Source organism: Sphingomonas phyllosphaerae, assembly GCA_036946405.1.
GTDB classification, from domain to species: domain Bacteria; phylum Pseudomonadota; class Alphaproteobacteria; order Sphingomonadales; family Sphingomonadaceae; genus Sphingomonas; species Sphingomonas phyllosphaerae_D.
The window spans coordinates 616,241-631,580 of record JAQIJC010000001.1; the positions used below are offsets into that span (position 1 = coordinate 616,241).

The window sequence follows — 15,340 nt, forward strand, 5'->3', positions numbered from 1 at the left end:
TGACGGGGAGTAGCGAGAAGCACCGCCGTTACAGCCACTCCGGCACGCGCTCCGCGGCGAGGATCGTCTCCGCGGCGATCCGGTCGGCAACCACCGCATAGCGGTCGCCATCGACCAGCACCTCGGGCACCAAGGCGCGGCTGTTGTAGGTCGACGCCATCGTCGCGCCATACGCCCCGGCGGTGCGCAGCACGGCGAGGTCGCCGCCCCGCACCGCGTCCATCTCGCGCGCCATCGCGAAGGTGTCGCCGGTTTCGCACACCGGGCCGGCGACGTTCGCCGTCATCCGCTCGCCGCTCGGCGTCACCGCATCGACATCGTGCCATGCGTCGTACAGCGCCGGACGCGCCAGATCGTTCATCGCCGCGTCGACGATCACATAGGGGTGCACCACGCCGGGCTTCACCCAGATCACGCGCGTCAGCAGCACGCCGGCATTGCCCGCGATCACACGGCCGGGCTCGAACATCAGCTGGACGTCCCAGCCCTTGGTCACGCGCTCGACCATCGCGCCATATTCGGCCGGGGTGCGCGGATCGTCACCGGCCTTGTAGCGGACGCCGAGCCCGCCGCCGAGATCGACGCGCGCCACCGGGTGGCCCGCCGTGCGCAGCTCGTCGACCAGCAGCTTGACGCGGCGGTACGCCGCCTCGAGCGGAGCGAGGTCGAACAACTGGCTGCCGATGTGGATCGCGACGCCCTGCATCGACAGGCCCGGCAGCGCCGCAAGCCGCGCGTACATCGCCGGGGCCTGATCGATCGGCACACCGAACTTGTTCTCCTTGCGCCCGGTCGAGATCTTGGCGTGCGTGCCCGCGTCGACGTCCGGGTTCACCCGCAGCACCGCGCGCGCGGTCAGCCCGCGTTCGTGCGCCAGCTGCGCGAGGACGATGCCTTCCTCTTCCAGCTCGAGGTTGAACTGGCCGATCCCGGCTTCCAGCCCACGCAGCAATTCGGCGCGGGTCTTGCCGACGCCCGAAAAGACGATCCCACTCGCCGGTATTCCCGCCGCCAGCGCGCGCGCCATCTCGCCGCCCGAGACGACATCGGCGCCATATCCCTCGGCGGCGACGACGCGCAGCACCGCGACATTGGGGTTGGCCTTGATCGCATAAGCGAGATGCACGTCGGGTACGCCCGACAGCGCATCGCGGAACGCGCGCGCCTGCGCGCGGAAGGCCGCGGCGGAATAGACGTAGACGGGGGTGCCCACCTCGTCGGCGATCCGGGTCAGCGGCACGCCCTCGCACCACAGGGCACCGTCGCGGTAATGAAAATGGTCCATGGTCACTCGCAGGAATCGTCAGCGTGGGGGAAGATCGAACGGGTCGGGTTCCCGTTTCTGCGAGCTTTTCAGGACTTCCCCGGTGCGCTGCGGCCGCGCCTGCACCGAGGGGGTGAGCAGGTCGGCGACCGCCGGCTGTTGCACTCCGCCATAAGGCGTGACCGGCATCGTCTGCCCCGGCGCCGGTTTCAGTGCCTGCGTCGATCCGCAGGCGGCGAGCGGGAGCGCGGCGAGGAAGAGCAGCGCCCTCATGCGCGCGCCGCCCGGATCGCAGCGCGGACATTGTCCGGCGCGGTGCCCCCAAAGCTCTTGCGGCTCGCCACCGAGGCATCAACCGACAGCACGCCATACACCGCATCGGTGATCCGCGCGTCGATCGCCTGAAGGTCGGCGAGCGGCACCTTGTCGAGCGTGCAGCCGAGCGCCTCGGCGCGCGCCACCGCGCGGCCGGTGATGTGATGCGCCTCGCGGAACGGCACATCGGCCTCGCGCACCAGCCAATCGGCGAGGTCGGTCGCGGTCGCGAAGCCGCTTTCGGCCAGCGCGCGCATCCGCTCGGTGCGGAACGTCGCGCTCTCGATCATGCCAGTCATCGCCGCGATCGAGATCGCCAGCAGGTCGTGGCACTCGAACACCGGCGGCTTGTCGTCCTGCATGTCCTTCGAATAAGCGAGCGGCAGCCCCTTCATCGTCACCATCAGGCTGACGAGGCAGCCGGTGATCCGCCCGCTGTGCCCGCGCACCAGCTCGGCGGCGTCGGGATTGCGCTTCTGCGGCATGATCGAGCTGCCGGTCGACCATTGGTCGCTGAGCGACACGAAGCCGAACGGCTGCGACGCCCACAGCACGAACTCCTCGGCGAGCCGGCTGAGATGCAGCGAGCATTGCGCGGCGGCGGTCAGGTAATCGAGCGCGAAGTCGCGGTCGCTGACCGAATCGAGGCTGTTGCGCGTCGGCCCGTCGAAGCCGAGCGCCGCGGCGGTGGCGTGGCGGTCGACCGGGAAGCCGGTGCCGGCCAGCGCCGCGGCGCCGAGCGGGCACAGATTGCCGCGCGCACGATTGTCGCGGAAGCGGCTGATGTCGCGCGACACCATCTCGTGATAGGCCATCAGATGATGACCGAGCGTCACGGGCTGCGCCGATTGCAGGTGCGTGAAGCCGGGCATCACGCTGCCGGCATGTTCCTCGGCGCGTGCCAGCAGCGCGGCATCGAGCGCATCCAGCGCCGCCAGCACCTGATCGGTGGCGTCGCGCACCCACAGGCGGAAGTCGGTCGCGACCTGATCGTTGCGGCTGCGCGCGGTGTGGAGCCGCCCCGCGGCGGCGCCGATCGCGTCGGACAACCGCGCCTCGGTCAGCATATGGATGTCTTCCATCGCCAGATCGTCGGGCACGCCGTCCGCGGCATAGCCGGCCGCGACCTGTTCCAGCCCGTCGCGGATCGCCGCTGCGTCCGCGGGCGAGACGATCCCCTGTTCGGCGAGCATCGCGACATGCGCGCGGCTGCCCGCGACGTCCTGCCGCCACATCCGCTTGTCGAAGGGGATGGAGGCGTTTATCTCGCGCATCACCGCGGCCGGCCCTTCGGCGAACCGCCCGCCCCACATCTGGTTGGAACCGCTCATGGCATCCCGCGTCGCGATCGTCTGTCTCCTCGGCACCGCGCTGGCTATGGCCGCGTGCGATAAGCCGTCCCCGGGCAACGGGCAAGCCGAGGTGGCGAGCAGCGACGAAGTCCCCGCCACCGCCGCGCCGAAGGTCGACAAGATCGACCGCAGCCACAAGGGCGAGGCCGCGCCCGATGTGTCCTTTGCCCCAGCGGCGGGCGGCGCAGCGACGACGCTGGCGGCGTTCAAAGGCAAGCCGGTGCTGGTCAACCTTTGGGCGACGTGGTGCGCGCCGTGCGTGAAGGAAATGCCGACGCTCGACGCCGCCGCCGCAACGCTGGGCGACACGTTGCCGGTGCTCGCGATCAGCCAGGACATGGAGCCCGCGAAGGCCACCGCCTTCCTCGCCGAGCGAAAGTTCGCGCATCTGCGCGCGTTCCTCGACCCCAAGCTGGGGCTGAGCACCGGCTATGGCGCGAACCTGCCGACGACGATCCTGTACGGGGCGGACGGCAAGGAGATCTGGCGCGTCACTGGCGACATGGACTGGACCGGCGCGGAGGCGAAAAAGCTGCTTTCCGAGGCGGCTTAGGCAGCCGTCCTCGCCACAGGCCCACGCCGTCATTCCCGCGAAGGCGGGAATCCAGAACCTCCGACGTCCACGGCTCTTGCGAAAGCCTGCGCGTCTGGATTCCCGCCTGCGCGGGAATGACGAAGACTTTGCGGGAATGACGAAGAAGTTGAGATCTGACATGACCCGCCCCGCCCCCACCAGCACCGCGCCCGCGCTCGTCGCGGTGATCGTCGCGAACGCCGCGCTCGCGTTCGGACCGCTGTTCGTCCGCGTCGCCGATACCGGGCCGGTCGCCGCGGCATTCTGGCGGATGGCGCTTGCCGTGCCGATGCTCGCGGCGATCGCCTTCGCCACCCGCAAGCCCGACACCGCAGCGCCGTCGCGGCGCGTGTGGCTGTTCGTCGCGCTGGCCGGAATCGCCTTCGCCGCCGATCTGGGCACGTGGCACCTCGGCATCCTCCACACGACGATGGCCAACGCCACGTTGCTCGGCAATTCGGCGACCTTCCTGTTCCCGCTCTGGGGTTTCCTCGTCGCGCGCGCCTGGCCGACGCGGATGCAGGGGGTCGCGCTGCTGCTCGCCGCTGCCGGCGCGACGCTATTGATGGGACGATCGTACCAGCTCGATCCGCGGCATCTGGCGGGCGACGTGCTGTGCATCGTCGCGGGCGTGCTTTACGCGCTCTATTTCATCCTGATGTCCGACGTGCGCCGCGCGCTCGCGCCGTGGCCGGCGCTGGCGCTGTCGTCGCTCGCCTCGCTGCTGCCGCTGCTCGGCTATGCGCTGATCCTCGGCGAGAAGATCGTGCCGCAGCACTGGACGCCGCTGCTCGCGCTGGCCTTGGTCTGCCAGCTGCTCGGGCAGGGCTGCATGATCTATGCGCTCGGCCGGCTCTCGCCGCTGGTGATCGGGCTGGCGCTGCTGATCCAGCCCGCGGTGGCGGCGACGATCGGCTGGCTGCATTTCGGCGAGGCGCTCGGCGCGCCCGATTTCCTGGGGATCGCGATGATCGCTGCGGCATTGGTGCTGGTGCGCGACACGCGGCGCCCTGCTAAGGAGCCGCCATCCGCCAATCCGGTGCCGGAGGAAATGCGATGACCGAGGACCTGACGCCGGAAGACCTGACGCTCGACGAGGTTCGCGCACGGCTCGCCCCCGCGATCGCCGCCAATGCCGCGTTCGACGGCTGGGGCGACACCGCGCGCGATCTCGCCGCCGAGCAGCAGGGCGTCGACCCCGATGTCGCACGAATCGCCTTCGCGGATGATCCGGTCGCGATGATCGACGCATGGTTCGCACATGTCGACGCGGAGATGGCCGCGGCGCTGCCGCCAGCAACACTGGCGGCGATGAAGATTCGACAGCGGATCACCGCGCTGGTCGAGGCGCGGCTGGCGGTGCTCGCCCCGGAGCGCGAGGCGCTGCGCCGGGCGCGCGCGATCCTCGCCCTGCCGGTCAACGTCGCCGCCGCCGCGCGGCTCGGCTGGCGCAGCGTCGATGCGATGTGGCGGCTCGCTGGCGATTCCGCGACCGATTACAACCACTATACCAAGCGCGCGATGCTGCTGGCGGTGTACGCCGCCACCACCACCGTCTTCCTCGACGACGACAGCGAGGAACAGGCCGACACCCGGGCGTTCCTGGCGCGGCGCATCGACGGGATCATGCGCTTCGAAAAGGCGAAGGCGCAGTTCACCCGCCGGACGCAACACCGCCCCAGCCTCAGCCGCTTCATCGGCCGGCTGCGCTATCCGGTGGTGTGAGGGGTCGATGCGCGCCAATCGCTTATTGATAATCAATCTCACCGCGCTTATAGAAGCCCGGTGACCAAGCCCATCAGCCTCGAAACGCTCCCGCGGCATCAGGCCGCCATCGTCGACGATATCGATTGGGCGCGGCTCGCCACGCCCGAGGCGCGGCGATTGCGCGAACTCGGGTTCGATTCAGGGGTGCGGGTGCAGGTGCTGCACCGTGCGCAGCTTGGCGGCGGGCCGGTCGCGTGCCGGATCGGACGGATGACCGTGGCGCTGCGCCGCGCGGTCGCCGGCGCGATCCGCGTCTCGGTCGAACCGCTCCCCGCCGAGTGACGCGCCACCGGCGCGACGCGTGATGGAAATGCCCCCGCTGGTCGCGATGGTCGGCAACCCCAATGCCGGCAAGAGCGCGCTGTTCAACGCGCTGACCGGCGCGCGACAGAAGGTCGGCAATTATCCCGGTGTCACCGTCGAGCGCCACTCGGGAAGGCTTGCACTCGATGACGGTCGCCCGGTCGAGCTGGTCGACCTGCCCGGTGCCTACAGTCTCGAACCGTCCTCTCCCGACGAGCGCGTGACGCGCGACGTCCTGCTCGGCACGCAGAGCGGCGAGCGGCGTCCCGACGCGCTGGTCGTGGTGCTTGACGCCGCCAACCTCGACAATCACCTGCGCTTCGCGATGCAATTGATCGCGCTGGGGCTGCCGGTGGTCGTCGCGCTCAACATGGTCGACCTCGCCGAGCGGGACGGGCTGGTGCTCGACCCTGCGGTGCTGGAGCGCGAACTGGGCGTACCGGTGGTTCCGACGGTCGCGGTGCGGCGGCGCGGGATCGACACGCTGCGCGCGACGCTGACCGGGCTGGTCGGCACTCCCGCCGCGCCGGTCGCCTCGACCGCGCCGATCGAGGATATCCGCACGCTGCAACGCCGCGCACGCGCGCTGTCGCAGGCCGCGACGGTCAGCGAGACGCCGACGCGCCGCTGGCACCACGCGCTCGACAGCGTCGCGCTGCACCCGGTGTTCGGACCGATCCTGCTCGTCGCCTTGCTGTTCGTGATGTTCCAAGCGGTGTTCAGCTGGTCCGAAGCGCCGGTCGGCTGGATCGAGGACGGGTTCGTCGCACTGGAGACTGCGATCAAGGGCATGATGCCCGACGGCTTCCTGCGCTCGCTGCTCACCGATGGCGTCATCGCCGGGGTCGGCGCGGTGGTGGTCTTCCTGCCGCTGATCCTGATTCTGTTCCTGTTCATCCTCGTGCTGGAGGCGTCGGGCTATATGGTTCGCGCCGCCTTCCTGCTGGACCGGTTGATGGCCGGGGTCGGGCTGTCGGGGCGGGCGTTCATCCCGCTGCTGTCCAGCTTCGCCTGCGCGGTGCCCGGGATCATGGCGACGCGCACGATCGATGACGAGAAGGACCGGTTGACCACGATTCTGATCGCGCCGCTAATGACCTGTTCGGCGCGGTTGCCGGTCTATACGATCATCATCGGGGCGTTCATCCCGGCGCGGCAGGTGGCGCCGTTCGTCGGGTTGCAGGGGCTGGTGCTGCTCGGCCTCTATCTGATGGGGATCGTCGGCGCGTTCGTCGCCGCGCTGGTGCTGCGCCGCACCGTCACCAAGGGCGAAAGCTCGGGCTTCATGATGGAGATGCCCAAATATCAGATGCCCCGCCTCCACGATGTCGCGCTCGGGCTGTGGAGCCGCACGACCATCTTTCTGAAACGGGCGGGCACCACGATCGCGCTGACCACGGTCGTGCTCTGGGCGCTGCTCAGCTTCCCGCAGGCGCCCGCCGGACAGAAACAGGTCGATTATTCGGTCGCCGGGCGGATCGCGAGCGGGCTGGAGGTGATCGTCCGCCCGATCGGCTTCAACCACGACATCGCGCTGGCGCTGATCCCGGCGATGGCGGCGCGTGAGATCGCGGTGGCGGCGATCGGCACCGTCTATGCGATCGACGATACCGAGGATGCGTCGGGCGCGAAGAGCCTCGTCGATCATCTGCGCGGGCGCTGGTCGCTGCCGACCGCGCTCGCCTTCCTGATGTGGTTCGTGTTCGCCCCGCAATGCATCAGCACGATCGCGGTCACGCGCCGCGAAACGAATGGTTGGAAGTGGCCGATGTTCATGCTCGGCTACCTTTTCGTGACCGCCTATGTCATGGCGGGGATCACATTCTGGCTGGCGACGTTCGCTGGTCTCTAAGAGGATCCCATGGCAGGCAGCGTCAACAAGGTCATTCTCGTCGGCAATCTCGGGCGCGATCCCGAGTCGCGCTCCTTCCAGAACGGCGGCAAGGTGGTCAACCTGCGCATCGCGACGTCGGAATCGTGGAAGGACCGCAATACCGGCGAGCGCAAGGAAAAGACCGAATGGCATTCGGTCGCGATCTTCAACGAAGGGCTGGCGAACGTCGCCGAGCGCTTCCTGCGCAAGGGCAGCAAGGTCTATATCGAGGGCCAGCTCCAGACGCGGAAGTGGCAGGACCAGCAGGGCAACGACAAGTACAGCACCGAGGTTGTGCTGCAGGGCTTCAATTCGGTGCTGACGATGCTCGACGGCCCCGGCGGCAACTCAGGTGGCGGTGGCGGTGGCGGCGGTGGCCGTGACGACTTCGGCGGCGGCGGCGACGATTTCGGCGGCGGTGGCGGCTATGGCGGCGGTTCGCGCGGCGGTGGCGGCGCGCGCGGCGGCGCCAGCAGCGGCGGCGGTTCGGGCGGTGGGTCGCGCGGCGGTAGCGGCAATTATGGCGGCGGCTTCGCGGACGACCTCGACGACGACGTGCCGTTCTAAGTGACCCGGCACGTCACGGATCGTCCGGGGATCTGCCCCGAGGCACGGGATGAAGCGAAGCGGGCGCAGGTGCTTGCCACCTACGACGTCGAGTCGCTGCGCGGCACCGCCGCGCTGAAGCAGATCACCGATTTCGCCGCGCATCTGTGCGGCGTTCCGGTCGGTATCGTCAGCATCCTCGACACCGATCACCAGACCTTTCTGGCACGTACCGGCTATCCCGACGGACCGGAGCCGCCGCGCGAATATTCGTTCTGCGGCCATGCGATGTGGGGCGACGGGTTGATGGTCGTACCCGACGCCACCGCAGACCCCCGCTTCGCCGCCAATCCGCTGGTGACCGGCGAGATGAACCTGCGGTTCTACGCCGGCGCGCCGCTGATCTCCGACGACGGCTTTCCGATGGGCTCGCTGTGCGTGCTCGACACCGTGCCGCATCCCGAGGGGTTGAGCGCCTTGCAGCGCGAGGGGCTGACGGTGCTGGCCGCCAACGTCCTCGCCCGATTGCGCGACTCCCGCGACGGCGCGGCCCGTCGCGCCTCGGTTCGTCGGGCGCGCACCGAAGCCGCGGACAGCGACCAGCGCTTCCGCGTTCTTGCCGATACCATGCCGCAAATGGTGTGGTCGACGCTGCCGGACGGCTTCCACGATTACTATAACGCGCGCTGGTACGCCTTCACGGGGATGCCGGAGGGGTCGACCGATGGCGAGGCGTGGAACGGCATGTTCCACGTCGACGACCAACAACGCGCCTGGACAGCGTGGCGCCATTCGCTGGCGACGGGCGATCCGTATGAAATCGAGTATCGCCTGCGTCACCATGACGGCACCTACCGCTGGGTGTTGGGACGCGCGTTGCCGATTCGCGACGCCGCGGGCACGATCACGCGCTGGTTCGGCACCTGCACCGACATCCATGAGCAGCGGAGCGCGCTCGAACAGCGCGAGATCGTCAGCCAGGAACTGAGCCACCGTATCAAGAACATCTTCTCTGTCGTCGCCGGGCTGGTGCACCTGACCGGGCGCACGCATCCCGAACTGGCCGGGCTGCTCGGCGAGTTGCGCCAGCGGATCACCGCGCTCGGCCGCGCCCACGATTTCGTCCGTCCGCACAGCGACCAGTCGCGCCCGGCGCTGCGGCAGGACAGCCTGCATGGGCTGCTGACCGAGCTGTTCTCGCCCTATCAGGCGTACGCCGGTGAACGCATCGCCATCGCCGGTGAGGATGTCGCGGTCGACGATCGCGCCGCCACGCCGCTGGCGCTGATCTTCCACGAGCTGGCGACCAATGCCAGCAAATATGGCGCGCTGTCGGTGTCCGAAGGACGTATCGCGCTGACGATCGCGCCGGACGGCAGCGACGTGGTGCTGCACTGGTGCGAACGCGGCGGCCCGCCGCTGTCCGGCTCGCCGCTGCGCGAAGGTTTCGGCTCGCAGCTGATCGAGATGAGCGCCGCGCGGCAATTGGGCGGCACCATCACCCGCGATTGGCCGGCGGGCGGGCTGGAAGTGACCGCACGGCTGCCGCGTGTGGCGTTCAGCCGCTGACGCGTCCACGTCGACGACAGCCGGTGAGGACAGCGAAGCGGATCGCGGTGACGGCGGGTCGTTTACCGCACGTTTGACCCGCCGGTGGCGGTCAGGCGTTCGGCGACCAGCGTACGAAGTCGACGCATTCGGCTTCCGCGGCGTCGGCCTGCGCGGCGACGCGCGCTGCGGCGAGGATCGATTCCTCGTTGAACGGCTTGCGGACGTAACCGAGGGCCGCATCACGATTGGTGATCTGGCCCGGGTTGGCGGTGACGAACACCACCTTGACGCCGTGATCGCGCGCGATCCGCTCGGCGATTTCCGGACCGGTCGGACCGTCGCGAAGGTTGACGTCGACGAAGGCGAAGCCGCATCCCGGCGCCGCCTTCAACGCGGACGACGAGTCGGCGGCGATCGCCGCGACCTGATAGCCCGCGTCTTCCAGAATGCGTTCGAGGTCCAGCGCGACGAAAATCTCGTCCTCGACGATCAGCGCGGTCGCGGTCATGTCGGGGTCCCAGTCACGCCCGCCTTAACCGCGATCAAGTGATCTTTGTTCCCGGCGCAGCAGGAAGATCGCATGTTCGGCGAGGAAGTTCGCCGCCGCGCTGCCGGTCTGCTTGTCGCCGGACAGGAACCACGCTCCCTCCACGATCACCCCGCGCTCGGCGAGATGCGCGCGAAAATCGTCGATCGTCAGATGGTGGATGTTGGGTGTGTCATACCAGCGTTCGGGCAGCAGCCGCGTCACCGGCATCCGCCCGCCCCACAAGAGCGACAGCCGCACGCGCCAATGCGCGAAATTGGGAAAGCTGACGAACGCGAACCGCCCGATCCGCAGCAATTCGTCGAGCACGCGATCGGGCGCGCGCGCGGTCTGGAGCGTTTGGCTGAGGATCGCATAATCGAAGCTCTGGTCGGGATAACCGGCCAGATCGGTATCCGCATCGCCCTGGATCACCGACAGCCCGCGCCCGACCGCCGCCGCGACATTGCCGGGGTCCAGCTCGAGCCCGCGCACGTCCGCGCCGCGTTCATCGCGCAATGCCGCCATCAATTCACCGTCGCCGCACCCGATATCGAGCGCACGCGCACCGGCCGGAAGATGCGCGGCGATGATCGCCAGATCGGGCCGCAGGCTCATCGCCCGGCGCTCAGGAAGCCGTGGATGACGCGGTCGAGTTCCGGCGAGTCGAGCAGAAAGGCGTCGTGGCCGAACGGACTCGACAGTTCGACGAAGCTCGCCGGCGCGCCCGCCGCCATCAGGGCATGGACGATGCTGCGCGACTCAGCGGTCGGATACAGCCAGTCGGTATCGAAGCTGACGAGGCAGAAGCGCGTCGCGGTGCCGCGGAAGGCATTGGCGAGCAGCCCGCCATGCTCCTCGGCCAGGTCGAAATAATCGAGCGCGCGGGTGATGTAGAGATAGCTGTTGGCGTCGAACCGATCGGTGAACGCCAGCCCCTGATGCCGCAGATAGCTCTCGACCTGAAAATCGGCGTCGAACCCGAACGACTTCTGCGCGCGCGCCTGCAAGCGCCGTCCGAATTTCTCGGTCAGCCCCGCTTCGGACAGATAGGTGATGTGCGCCGCCATCCGCGCCACAGCCAGCCCGGCAGCCGGCGGCTCGCTGTCGTAATAGTCGCCGCCGCGCCAGTTCGGGTCGGCCATCACTGCCTGCCGACCGACTTCGTGAAAGGCGATGTTCTGCGCCGAATGCCGCGCAGTCGAGGCGATCACGACGCATTTCTCGACCCGCTCGGGGAAGGTCGCCGCCCAGCTGAGCGCCTGCATTCCGCCCATCGACCCGCCGACCACCGCCGCCAACCGCGCGACGCCGAGGTGATCGAGCAGCAGCGCCTGCGCGCGCACCATGTCACGGATCGTGATGACCGGGAACGCCATCGCATAGGGTCGCCCGGTCGACGGATCGACGCTCGCCGGCCCGGTCGAGCCCATGCACGAGCCCAGCACGTTGGTGCAGATCACGAAGAATCGGTCGGTGTCGATCGGTTTGCCCGGGCCGACCATCCGCTGCCACCACCCCGGCTTGCCGGTGCGCGGATGCGCGCTGGCGAGATGCTGGTCGCCGGTCAGCGCGTGGCAGACCAGCACCGCATTGCCGCCGTCCGCCGCCAGCGTGCCATAGGTTTCATAGGCGATCTCGACCGGCGCGAGCAGCGCGCCACCGTCCAGCCGCAGCGGCTCCGGCAGCACGACACGTCGCGACAGGCCGAACCGCTGATCGAGCGAGGAAGGCGTGGTGAGCATCGAGCCGCCGCCTTTACGCGTCACGCAGGGCCGGTGTCGAGATGGCGGCGTCAGCGGCACGCCCACGCGCACCCGCCGGGTCGCCGCCACCTGCACGGTGGCTTGCGGCCCGCCGATCACCCGACCCTCGACGCCGTACAGGCGCGAGGATCAGGCGGGCACGGGCTTCAGACCAGCTTGAGCGAGGCAGCCGGGCGACGGCGTAGGCCGTAGCCGACCACGCCAAAGCCGAGGATCATCAGCGCCCAGGTCGCAGGCTCGGGCACCGCCCCGGCGGCGGTATACTCATAGCGGATGCCGACCTTCGAGGTCGCGTCGGTGCGCTGCACCGCTGCCGCGTTACCACCGGTCGCCGACAGGATGATGCCGGTCAGCGTCTTGGCCGACACGTCGAACGTGCCGCCGCCATTTGCGACGAACGCGGCCAGCGACGAACCGGTGATCGCGAAGATCTGCGACGCCGAGGCATTGCTGGCGAAGCTCTGCGACGAGGTCGTATTCGGGCCGACCGTGTAGATCGAGCTGTTGCCTAGCAGGTCATAGGCGGCCGGAACCAGCGACGCGGTCCCGATTCCGGCGCTGGTGGTGTTCACCAGCGAATCCAGAACCGACGAGACGCCCGCATCGCTCGACAGGAACTGCGCCGCCGACTCGGTGCGAACGCGACCGGTGGATTCGGTCGTCGCCGAGACGGTGATCGCGGACTTGAACGAATAATCGACCGTCAGATAGGCGCCGGTCAGCGTGCCGAGGCTGCCGTCGAACTTGGCCAGGCTTCCCAGCAGATTGGTGTAGTCCGTCGGACCGGTGGTGCTGACGGTACCACCGTCCACGCTGACCGGCGTCGCCGCCTGCGCGGTCGTGGCGGTCATCGTCACACCGCCCAGCAGCATCGCAGCCAACGCCGCCTTCTTCCTGATCGACATTGTATTTCCTCCGTTCGGCGCACCTCACGCGGCATCGCTGCCGCGTCGATACGGTTAATTTCCGGTTAACCTATAGCGCGATGCTTTACAGATGATTGGCGACTTGACGCATGTTTATATACCCGGAACGGCGAGAATGCTGTTCGGCTGTAAAATTCTACGGTAGTCATCGCCAAGACGACGCGTCGTTTTTGATGGCCAAAATATATGCCAAACAGAGTAGATAGTTGATCCATCACCTTTAATTTGCTCAGCCCGTTGCAATCTTCCTGTACGCGGCCATTACGCACCTTCGACCGATCGGACAGCCGGCACACCTTAATCCCGCTTCGAACCGGGGAGGCGCGGACGGGCATGATGAACCCCGTCGATCCCGCCAGGGCGCGCCGCGATCACGGCGCCTGCCCCTTCCCCCCGCGACGCGCGCGCGCTACCCGCATCGGCCATGACGAACGCGCCCGCTCCCAAGCCCTGGATCATGGACATTGCCCCGTACATTCCGGGGCGTTCGACCACCGACGACGGACGCACCGTCGCCAAATTGTCGTCGAACGAAAACCCGCTCGGCACCTCGCCCGCCGCGCGCGCCGCTTTTGCCTCGGCCGCCGACACGCTGGAGCGCTATCCGGATGCCAGCGGCGCGATCGTGCGCGAGGCGATCGCGGCGCGCTTCGGGCTCGACGCCGCACGGATCATCTACGGCAACGGCTCGGACGAGATCCTGCATCTCGCCGCCGGCGCCTTCGCCGGGCCGGGCGACGAGGTGATCTTCGTTCGCTACGGCTTTGCGGTCTACGAGATCGCGACGCGGCGCGTCGGCGCGACCCCGGTGATCGCGCCCGACCGCGACTATGCCACCGATGTCGACGCGATCCTCGCCTGCGTCACCGAGCGGACGCGGGTCGTCTATGTCGCCAACCCCAACAATCCGACCGGCACCTTCGCGCCCGCCGCGGAGATCGCGCGGCTCCACGCCAACCTGCCCGCCGACGTGCTGCTGGTGCTCGATCAGGCCTATGCCGAATATCTCGCCGACCAAGACGACGACGGCGGGCTGGAATTGGCGAAGACCGCGCGCAACGTGCTGGTGACGCGCACCTTCTCGAAGATCCACGGTCTTGCTGCCGAGCGGATCGGCTGGGGCTATGCGCATGCCGACATCGTGCAGGCGCTGCACCGCATCCGCCTGCCGTTCAACATCACGATCGGCGGGCAGCGCGCCGCGGTCGCCGCGGTCGAGGATCGCGCCTTCGTCGAACACACCCGCGCGCACAATGCCGAATGGCGTGCGTGGTTCGCGGCAGAGATCGCCAAGCTCGGCAACGTCGGGCTGCGCGCGATCCCCAGCGAGGCGAACTTCGTGCTGGTGGTGTTCGAGGGCGAACTGACCGCGGAGACCGCGTACAAGGGGCTGATGGACGCCGGCTATATCGTCCGCTGGCTGCCTGGTCAGGGGCTTGCGCAGGGGCTGCGGATCACGATCGGCACCGAAGAAGAGACGCGCGGCGTCGCCGCGGCGCTGCGCGACCTGGTCGAACGTGGCGCGGCTCAGGCGCATGCCACCGCGCCTGACAAGGGCATCGAGCGCGGCTGATGCTGCCGTTCGCGCGCGTCTCGATCATCGGCCTCGGGCTGATCGGTTCCTCGATCGCGCGCGCGGTGCGGCAATATATGCCGACCGTGCGGCTGACCGGGCATGACGCCGACGCGGGCGTGCGTGCGACCGCGCGACGCATCGACCTGCTCGACGATGTCGCCGACCATGCCGGCGCGGCAGTGACCGACGCCGATCTGGTGATCCTGTGCGTACCGGTCGGCGCGATGGGCGCGGTCGCCGCCGAGATCGCCGCCGACCTGCCCGCCGACGCGATCGTCAGCGATGTCGGCAGCTGCAAGGCGTCGGTCGCGCAAGCGTTGTCGGCGGTGCTCCCGCCCGCGCGCGTCGTCCCCGCGCACCCGGTCGCCGGCACCGAGCAGAGCGGCCCCGAGGCGGGCTTCGCGACCTTGTTCCGCCGCCGCTGGTGCATCGTCACGCCTTTGCCTGACAGCGACGAAGCGGCGACGATCCGCGTCGAGGATTTCTGGCGGCGGCTCGGCGCGGATGTCGAGCGGATGGCGCCCGACCACCACGACCTCGTCCTCGCCGTCACCAGCCATCTGCCACACCTGATCGCCTATACGATCGTCGGCACCGCCGACGACCTTCAACAGGTGACGCAATCGGAGGTCATCAAATTCTCCGCGGGCGGTTTCCGTGACTTCACGCGCATCGCCGCGTCGGACCCGGTAATGTGGCGCGACGTGTTCCTGTCGAACAAGGATGCGGTGCTGGAGATGCTGCAACGCTTCAGCGAGGATCTCAGCCAGTTGCAGCGCGCGATCCGCTGGGGCGACGGCGACGCGCTCCACGATCGCTTCGCGCGCACCCGCGCGATCCGGCGCTCGATCGTCGATCAGGGCCAGGACGACGCCGCCGCCGATTTCGGGCGCAAGCACGACTGACTCTCGTCATCCCCGCGCAGGCGGGGATCCAGACGCGCAGGTCCAGCGAATGAGCCCAAACGTCCGAGGTTCTGGATTCCCGCCTTCGCGGGAATG

Annotated in this window: 16 protein-coding genes; 9 read left to right on the top strand and 7 right to left on the bottom strand. The window is 68.6% G+C overall.

Annotated features, from left to right (window positions below; all coding sequences use genetic code 11):
• Positions 1 to 28: 28 nt before the first annotated feature.
• Genes lysA through argH form a run of 3 tightly spaced genes read right to left on the bottom strand, consistent with a single transcriptional unit; the run spans position 29 to position 2,892 of the window.
• Positions 29 to 1,285: a diaminopimelate decarboxylase gene (gene lysA, locus PGN12_02795; GenBank protein MEH3102811.1), complete on the bottom strand. Its 1,257-nt coding sequence runs from the start codon at positions 1,283 to 1,285 to the stop codon at positions 29 to 31.
• 18 nt (positions 1,286 to 1,303) lie between these two features.
• Positions 1,304 to 1,537, bottom strand: a complete 234-nt coding sequence (locus PGN12_02800; protein ID MEH3102812.1) for a hypothetical protein — start codon at positions 1,535 to 1,537, stop codon at positions 1,304 to 1,306.
• Entirely contained in the window at positions 1,534 to 2,892 is a 1,359-nt protein-coding gene (argH, locus tag PGN12_02805) for an argininosuccinate lyase (GenBank protein MEH3102813.1), read from the bottom strand. The genes PGN12_02800 and argH overlap by 4 nt, the downstream gene beginning before the upstream one ends.
• A gap of 16 nt (positions 2,893 to 2,908) precedes the next feature.
• On the opposite strand from argH, the gene PGN12_02810 reads away from it, so the two are divergent.
• From PGN12_02810 to PGN12_02840, 7 genes are all read left to right on the top strand, one after another.
• Positions 2,909 to 3,484, top strand: coding sequence for a TlpA disulfide reductase family protein (locus PGN12_02810; protein MEH3102814.1), 576 nt, complete (start codon positions 2,909 to 2,911; stop codon positions 3,482 to 3,484).
• 160 nt (positions 3,485 to 3,644) lie between these two features.
• The gene (locus PGN12_02815) at positions 3,645 to 4,565 is read left to right on the top strand and encodes a DMT family transporter (GenBank protein MEH3102815.1); all 921 of its coding nucleotides are present in this window, start codon (positions 3,645 to 3,647) and stop codon (positions 4,563 to 4,565) included.
• Positions 4,562 to 5,230: a COQ9 family protein gene (locus tag PGN12_02820; GenBank protein ID MEH3102816.1), complete on the top strand. Its 669-nt coding sequence runs from the start codon at positions 4,562 to 4,564 to the stop codon at positions 5,228 to 5,230. The genes PGN12_02815 and PGN12_02820 overlap by 4 nt, the downstream gene beginning before the upstream one ends.
• A 60-nt stretch (positions 5,231 to 5,290) precedes the next feature.
• Entirely contained in the window at positions 5,291 to 5,554 is a 264-nt protein-coding gene (locus tag PGN12_02825; protein MEH3102817.1) for a FeoA family protein, read from the top strand.
• A gap of 22 nt (positions 5,555 to 5,576) precedes the next feature.
• Entirely contained in the window at positions 5,577 to 7,427 is a 1,851-nt protein-coding gene (locus PGN12_02830; protein ID MEH3102818.1) for a ferrous iron transporter B, read from the top strand.
• 9 nt (positions 7,428 to 7,436) lie between these two features.
• Positions 7,437 to 8,015, top strand: coding sequence for a single-stranded DNA-binding protein (gene ssb / locus PGN12_02835; protein ID MEH3102819.1), 579 nt, complete (start codon positions 7,437 to 7,439; stop codon positions 8,013 to 8,015).
• 69 nt (positions 8,016 to 8,084) lie between these two features.
• Entirely contained in the window at positions 8,085 to 9,563 is a 1,479-nt protein-coding gene (locus tag PGN12_02840; protein ID MEH3102820.1) for a PAS domain-containing protein, read from the top strand.
• Between the two features lie 91 nt (positions 9,564 to 9,654).
• Here the strand turns inward: PGN12_02840 and PGN12_02845 are convergent, their stop codons facing one another.
• The 4 genes from PGN12_02845 to PGN12_02860 all read right to left on the bottom strand — a co-directional run bounded on the left by PGN12_02845 (position 9,655) and on the right by PGN12_02860 (position 12,742).
• Positions 9,655 to 10,053 carry a response regulator gene (locus tag PGN12_02845; GenBank protein MEH3102821.1) on the bottom strand — a complete coding sequence of 133 codons (399 nt, stop codon included), beginning with the start codon at positions 10,051 to 10,053 and terminating at the stop codon, positions 9,655 to 9,657.
• Positions 10,054 to 10,077: 24 nt separating this feature from the next.
• Positions 10,078 to 10,689 carry a methionine biosynthesis protein MetW gene (metW, locus tag PGN12_02850; GenBank protein MEH3102822.1) on the bottom strand — a complete coding sequence of 204 codons (612 nt, stop codon included), beginning with the start codon at positions 10,687 to 10,689 and terminating at the stop codon, positions 10,078 to 10,080.
• Complete coding sequence (locus PGN12_02855; GenBank protein ID MEH3102823.1) at positions 10,686 to 11,816, bottom strand: homoserine O-acetyltransferase; 1,131 nt, start codon at positions 11,814 to 11,816, stop codon at positions 10,686 to 10,688. The genes metW and PGN12_02855 overlap by 4 nt, the downstream gene beginning before the upstream one ends.
• A gap of 167 nt (positions 11,817 to 11,983) precedes the next feature.
• The gene (locus tag PGN12_02860; protein MEH3102824.1) at positions 11,984 to 12,742 is read right to left on the bottom strand and encodes a PEPxxWA-CTERM sorting domain-containing protein; all 759 of its coding nucleotides are present in this window, start codon (positions 12,740 to 12,742) and stop codon (positions 11,984 to 11,986) included.
• A gap of 445 nt (positions 12,743 to 13,187) precedes the next feature.
• Here PGN12_02860 and hisC point away from each other — a divergent pair, with 445 nt between their 5' ends.
• Together hisC and PGN12_02870 are read left to right on the top strand one after the other, a co-directional pair.
• On the top strand, positions 13,188 to 14,336 hold the full coding sequence (gene hisC, locus PGN12_02865; protein ID MEH3102825.1) for a histidinol-phosphate transaminase: 1,149 nt from the start codon (positions 13,188 to 13,190) through the stop codon (positions 14,334 to 14,336).
• A complete protein-coding gene (locus tag PGN12_02870) occupies positions 14,336 to 15,244 on the top strand; it encodes a prephenate/arogenate dehydrogenase family protein (GenBank protein MEH3102826.1) in 909 nt (302 codons plus the stop codon). Before hisC ends, PGN12_02870 begins: the two co-directional genes overlap by 1 nt.
• Positions 15,245 to 15,340: the final 96 nt, after the last annotated feature.

Coding starts and splice junctions, on each gene's coding strand:
- PGN12_02800 (MEH3102812.1), bottom strand. CDS start 1,537: ATGAGGGCGCTGCTCTTCCTCGCCGCGCTCCCGCTCGCCGCCTGCGGA.
- PGN12_02845 (MEH3102821.1), bottom strand. CDS start 10,053: ATGACCGCGACCGCGCTGATCGTCGAGGACGAGATTTTCGTCGCGCTG.
- hisC (MEH3102825.1), top strand. CDS start 13,188: ATGACGAACGCGCCCGCTCCCAAGCCCTGGATCATGGACATTGCCCCG.
- PGN12_02855 (MEH3102823.1), bottom strand. CDS start 11,816: ATGCTCACCACGCCTTCCTCGCTCGATCAGCGGTTCGGCCTGTCGCGA.
- PGN12_02815 (MEH3102815.1), top strand. CDS start 3,645: ATGACCCGCCCCGCCCCCACCAGCACCGCGCCCGCGCTCGTCGCGGTG.
- metW (MEH3102822.1), bottom strand. CDS start 10,689: ATGAGCCTGCGGCCCGATCTGGCGATCATCGCCGCGCATCTTCCGGCC.
- PGN12_02860 (MEH3102824.1), bottom strand. CDS start 12,742: ATGTCGATCAGGAAGAAGGCGGCGTTGGCTGCGATGCTGCTGGGCGGT.
- lysA (MEH3102811.1), bottom strand. CDS start 1,285: ATGGACCATTTTCATTACCGCGACGGTGCCCTGTGGTGCGAGGGCGTG.
- ssb (MEH3102819.1), top strand. CDS start 7,437: ATGGCAGGCAGCGTCAACAAGGTCATTCTCGTCGGCAATCTCGGGCGC.
- PGN12_02820 (MEH3102816.1), top strand. CDS start 4,562: ATGACCGAGGACCTGACGCCGGAAGACCTGACGCTCGACGAGGTTCGC.
- PGN12_02870 (MEH3102826.1), top strand. CDS start 14,336: ATGCTGCCGTTCGCGCGCGTCTCGATCATCGGCCTCGGGCTGATCGGT.
- argH (MEH3102813.1), bottom strand. CDS start 2,892: ATGTGGGGCGGGCGGTTCGCCGAAGGGCCGGCCGCGGTGATGCGCGAG.
- PGN12_02810 (MEH3102814.1), top strand. CDS start 2,909: ATGGCATCCCGCGTCGCGATCGTCTGTCTCCTCGGCACCGCGCTGGCT.
- PGN12_02830 (MEH3102818.1), top strand. CDS start 5,577: ATGGAAATGCCCCCGCTGGTCGCGATGGTCGGCAACCCCAATGCCGGC.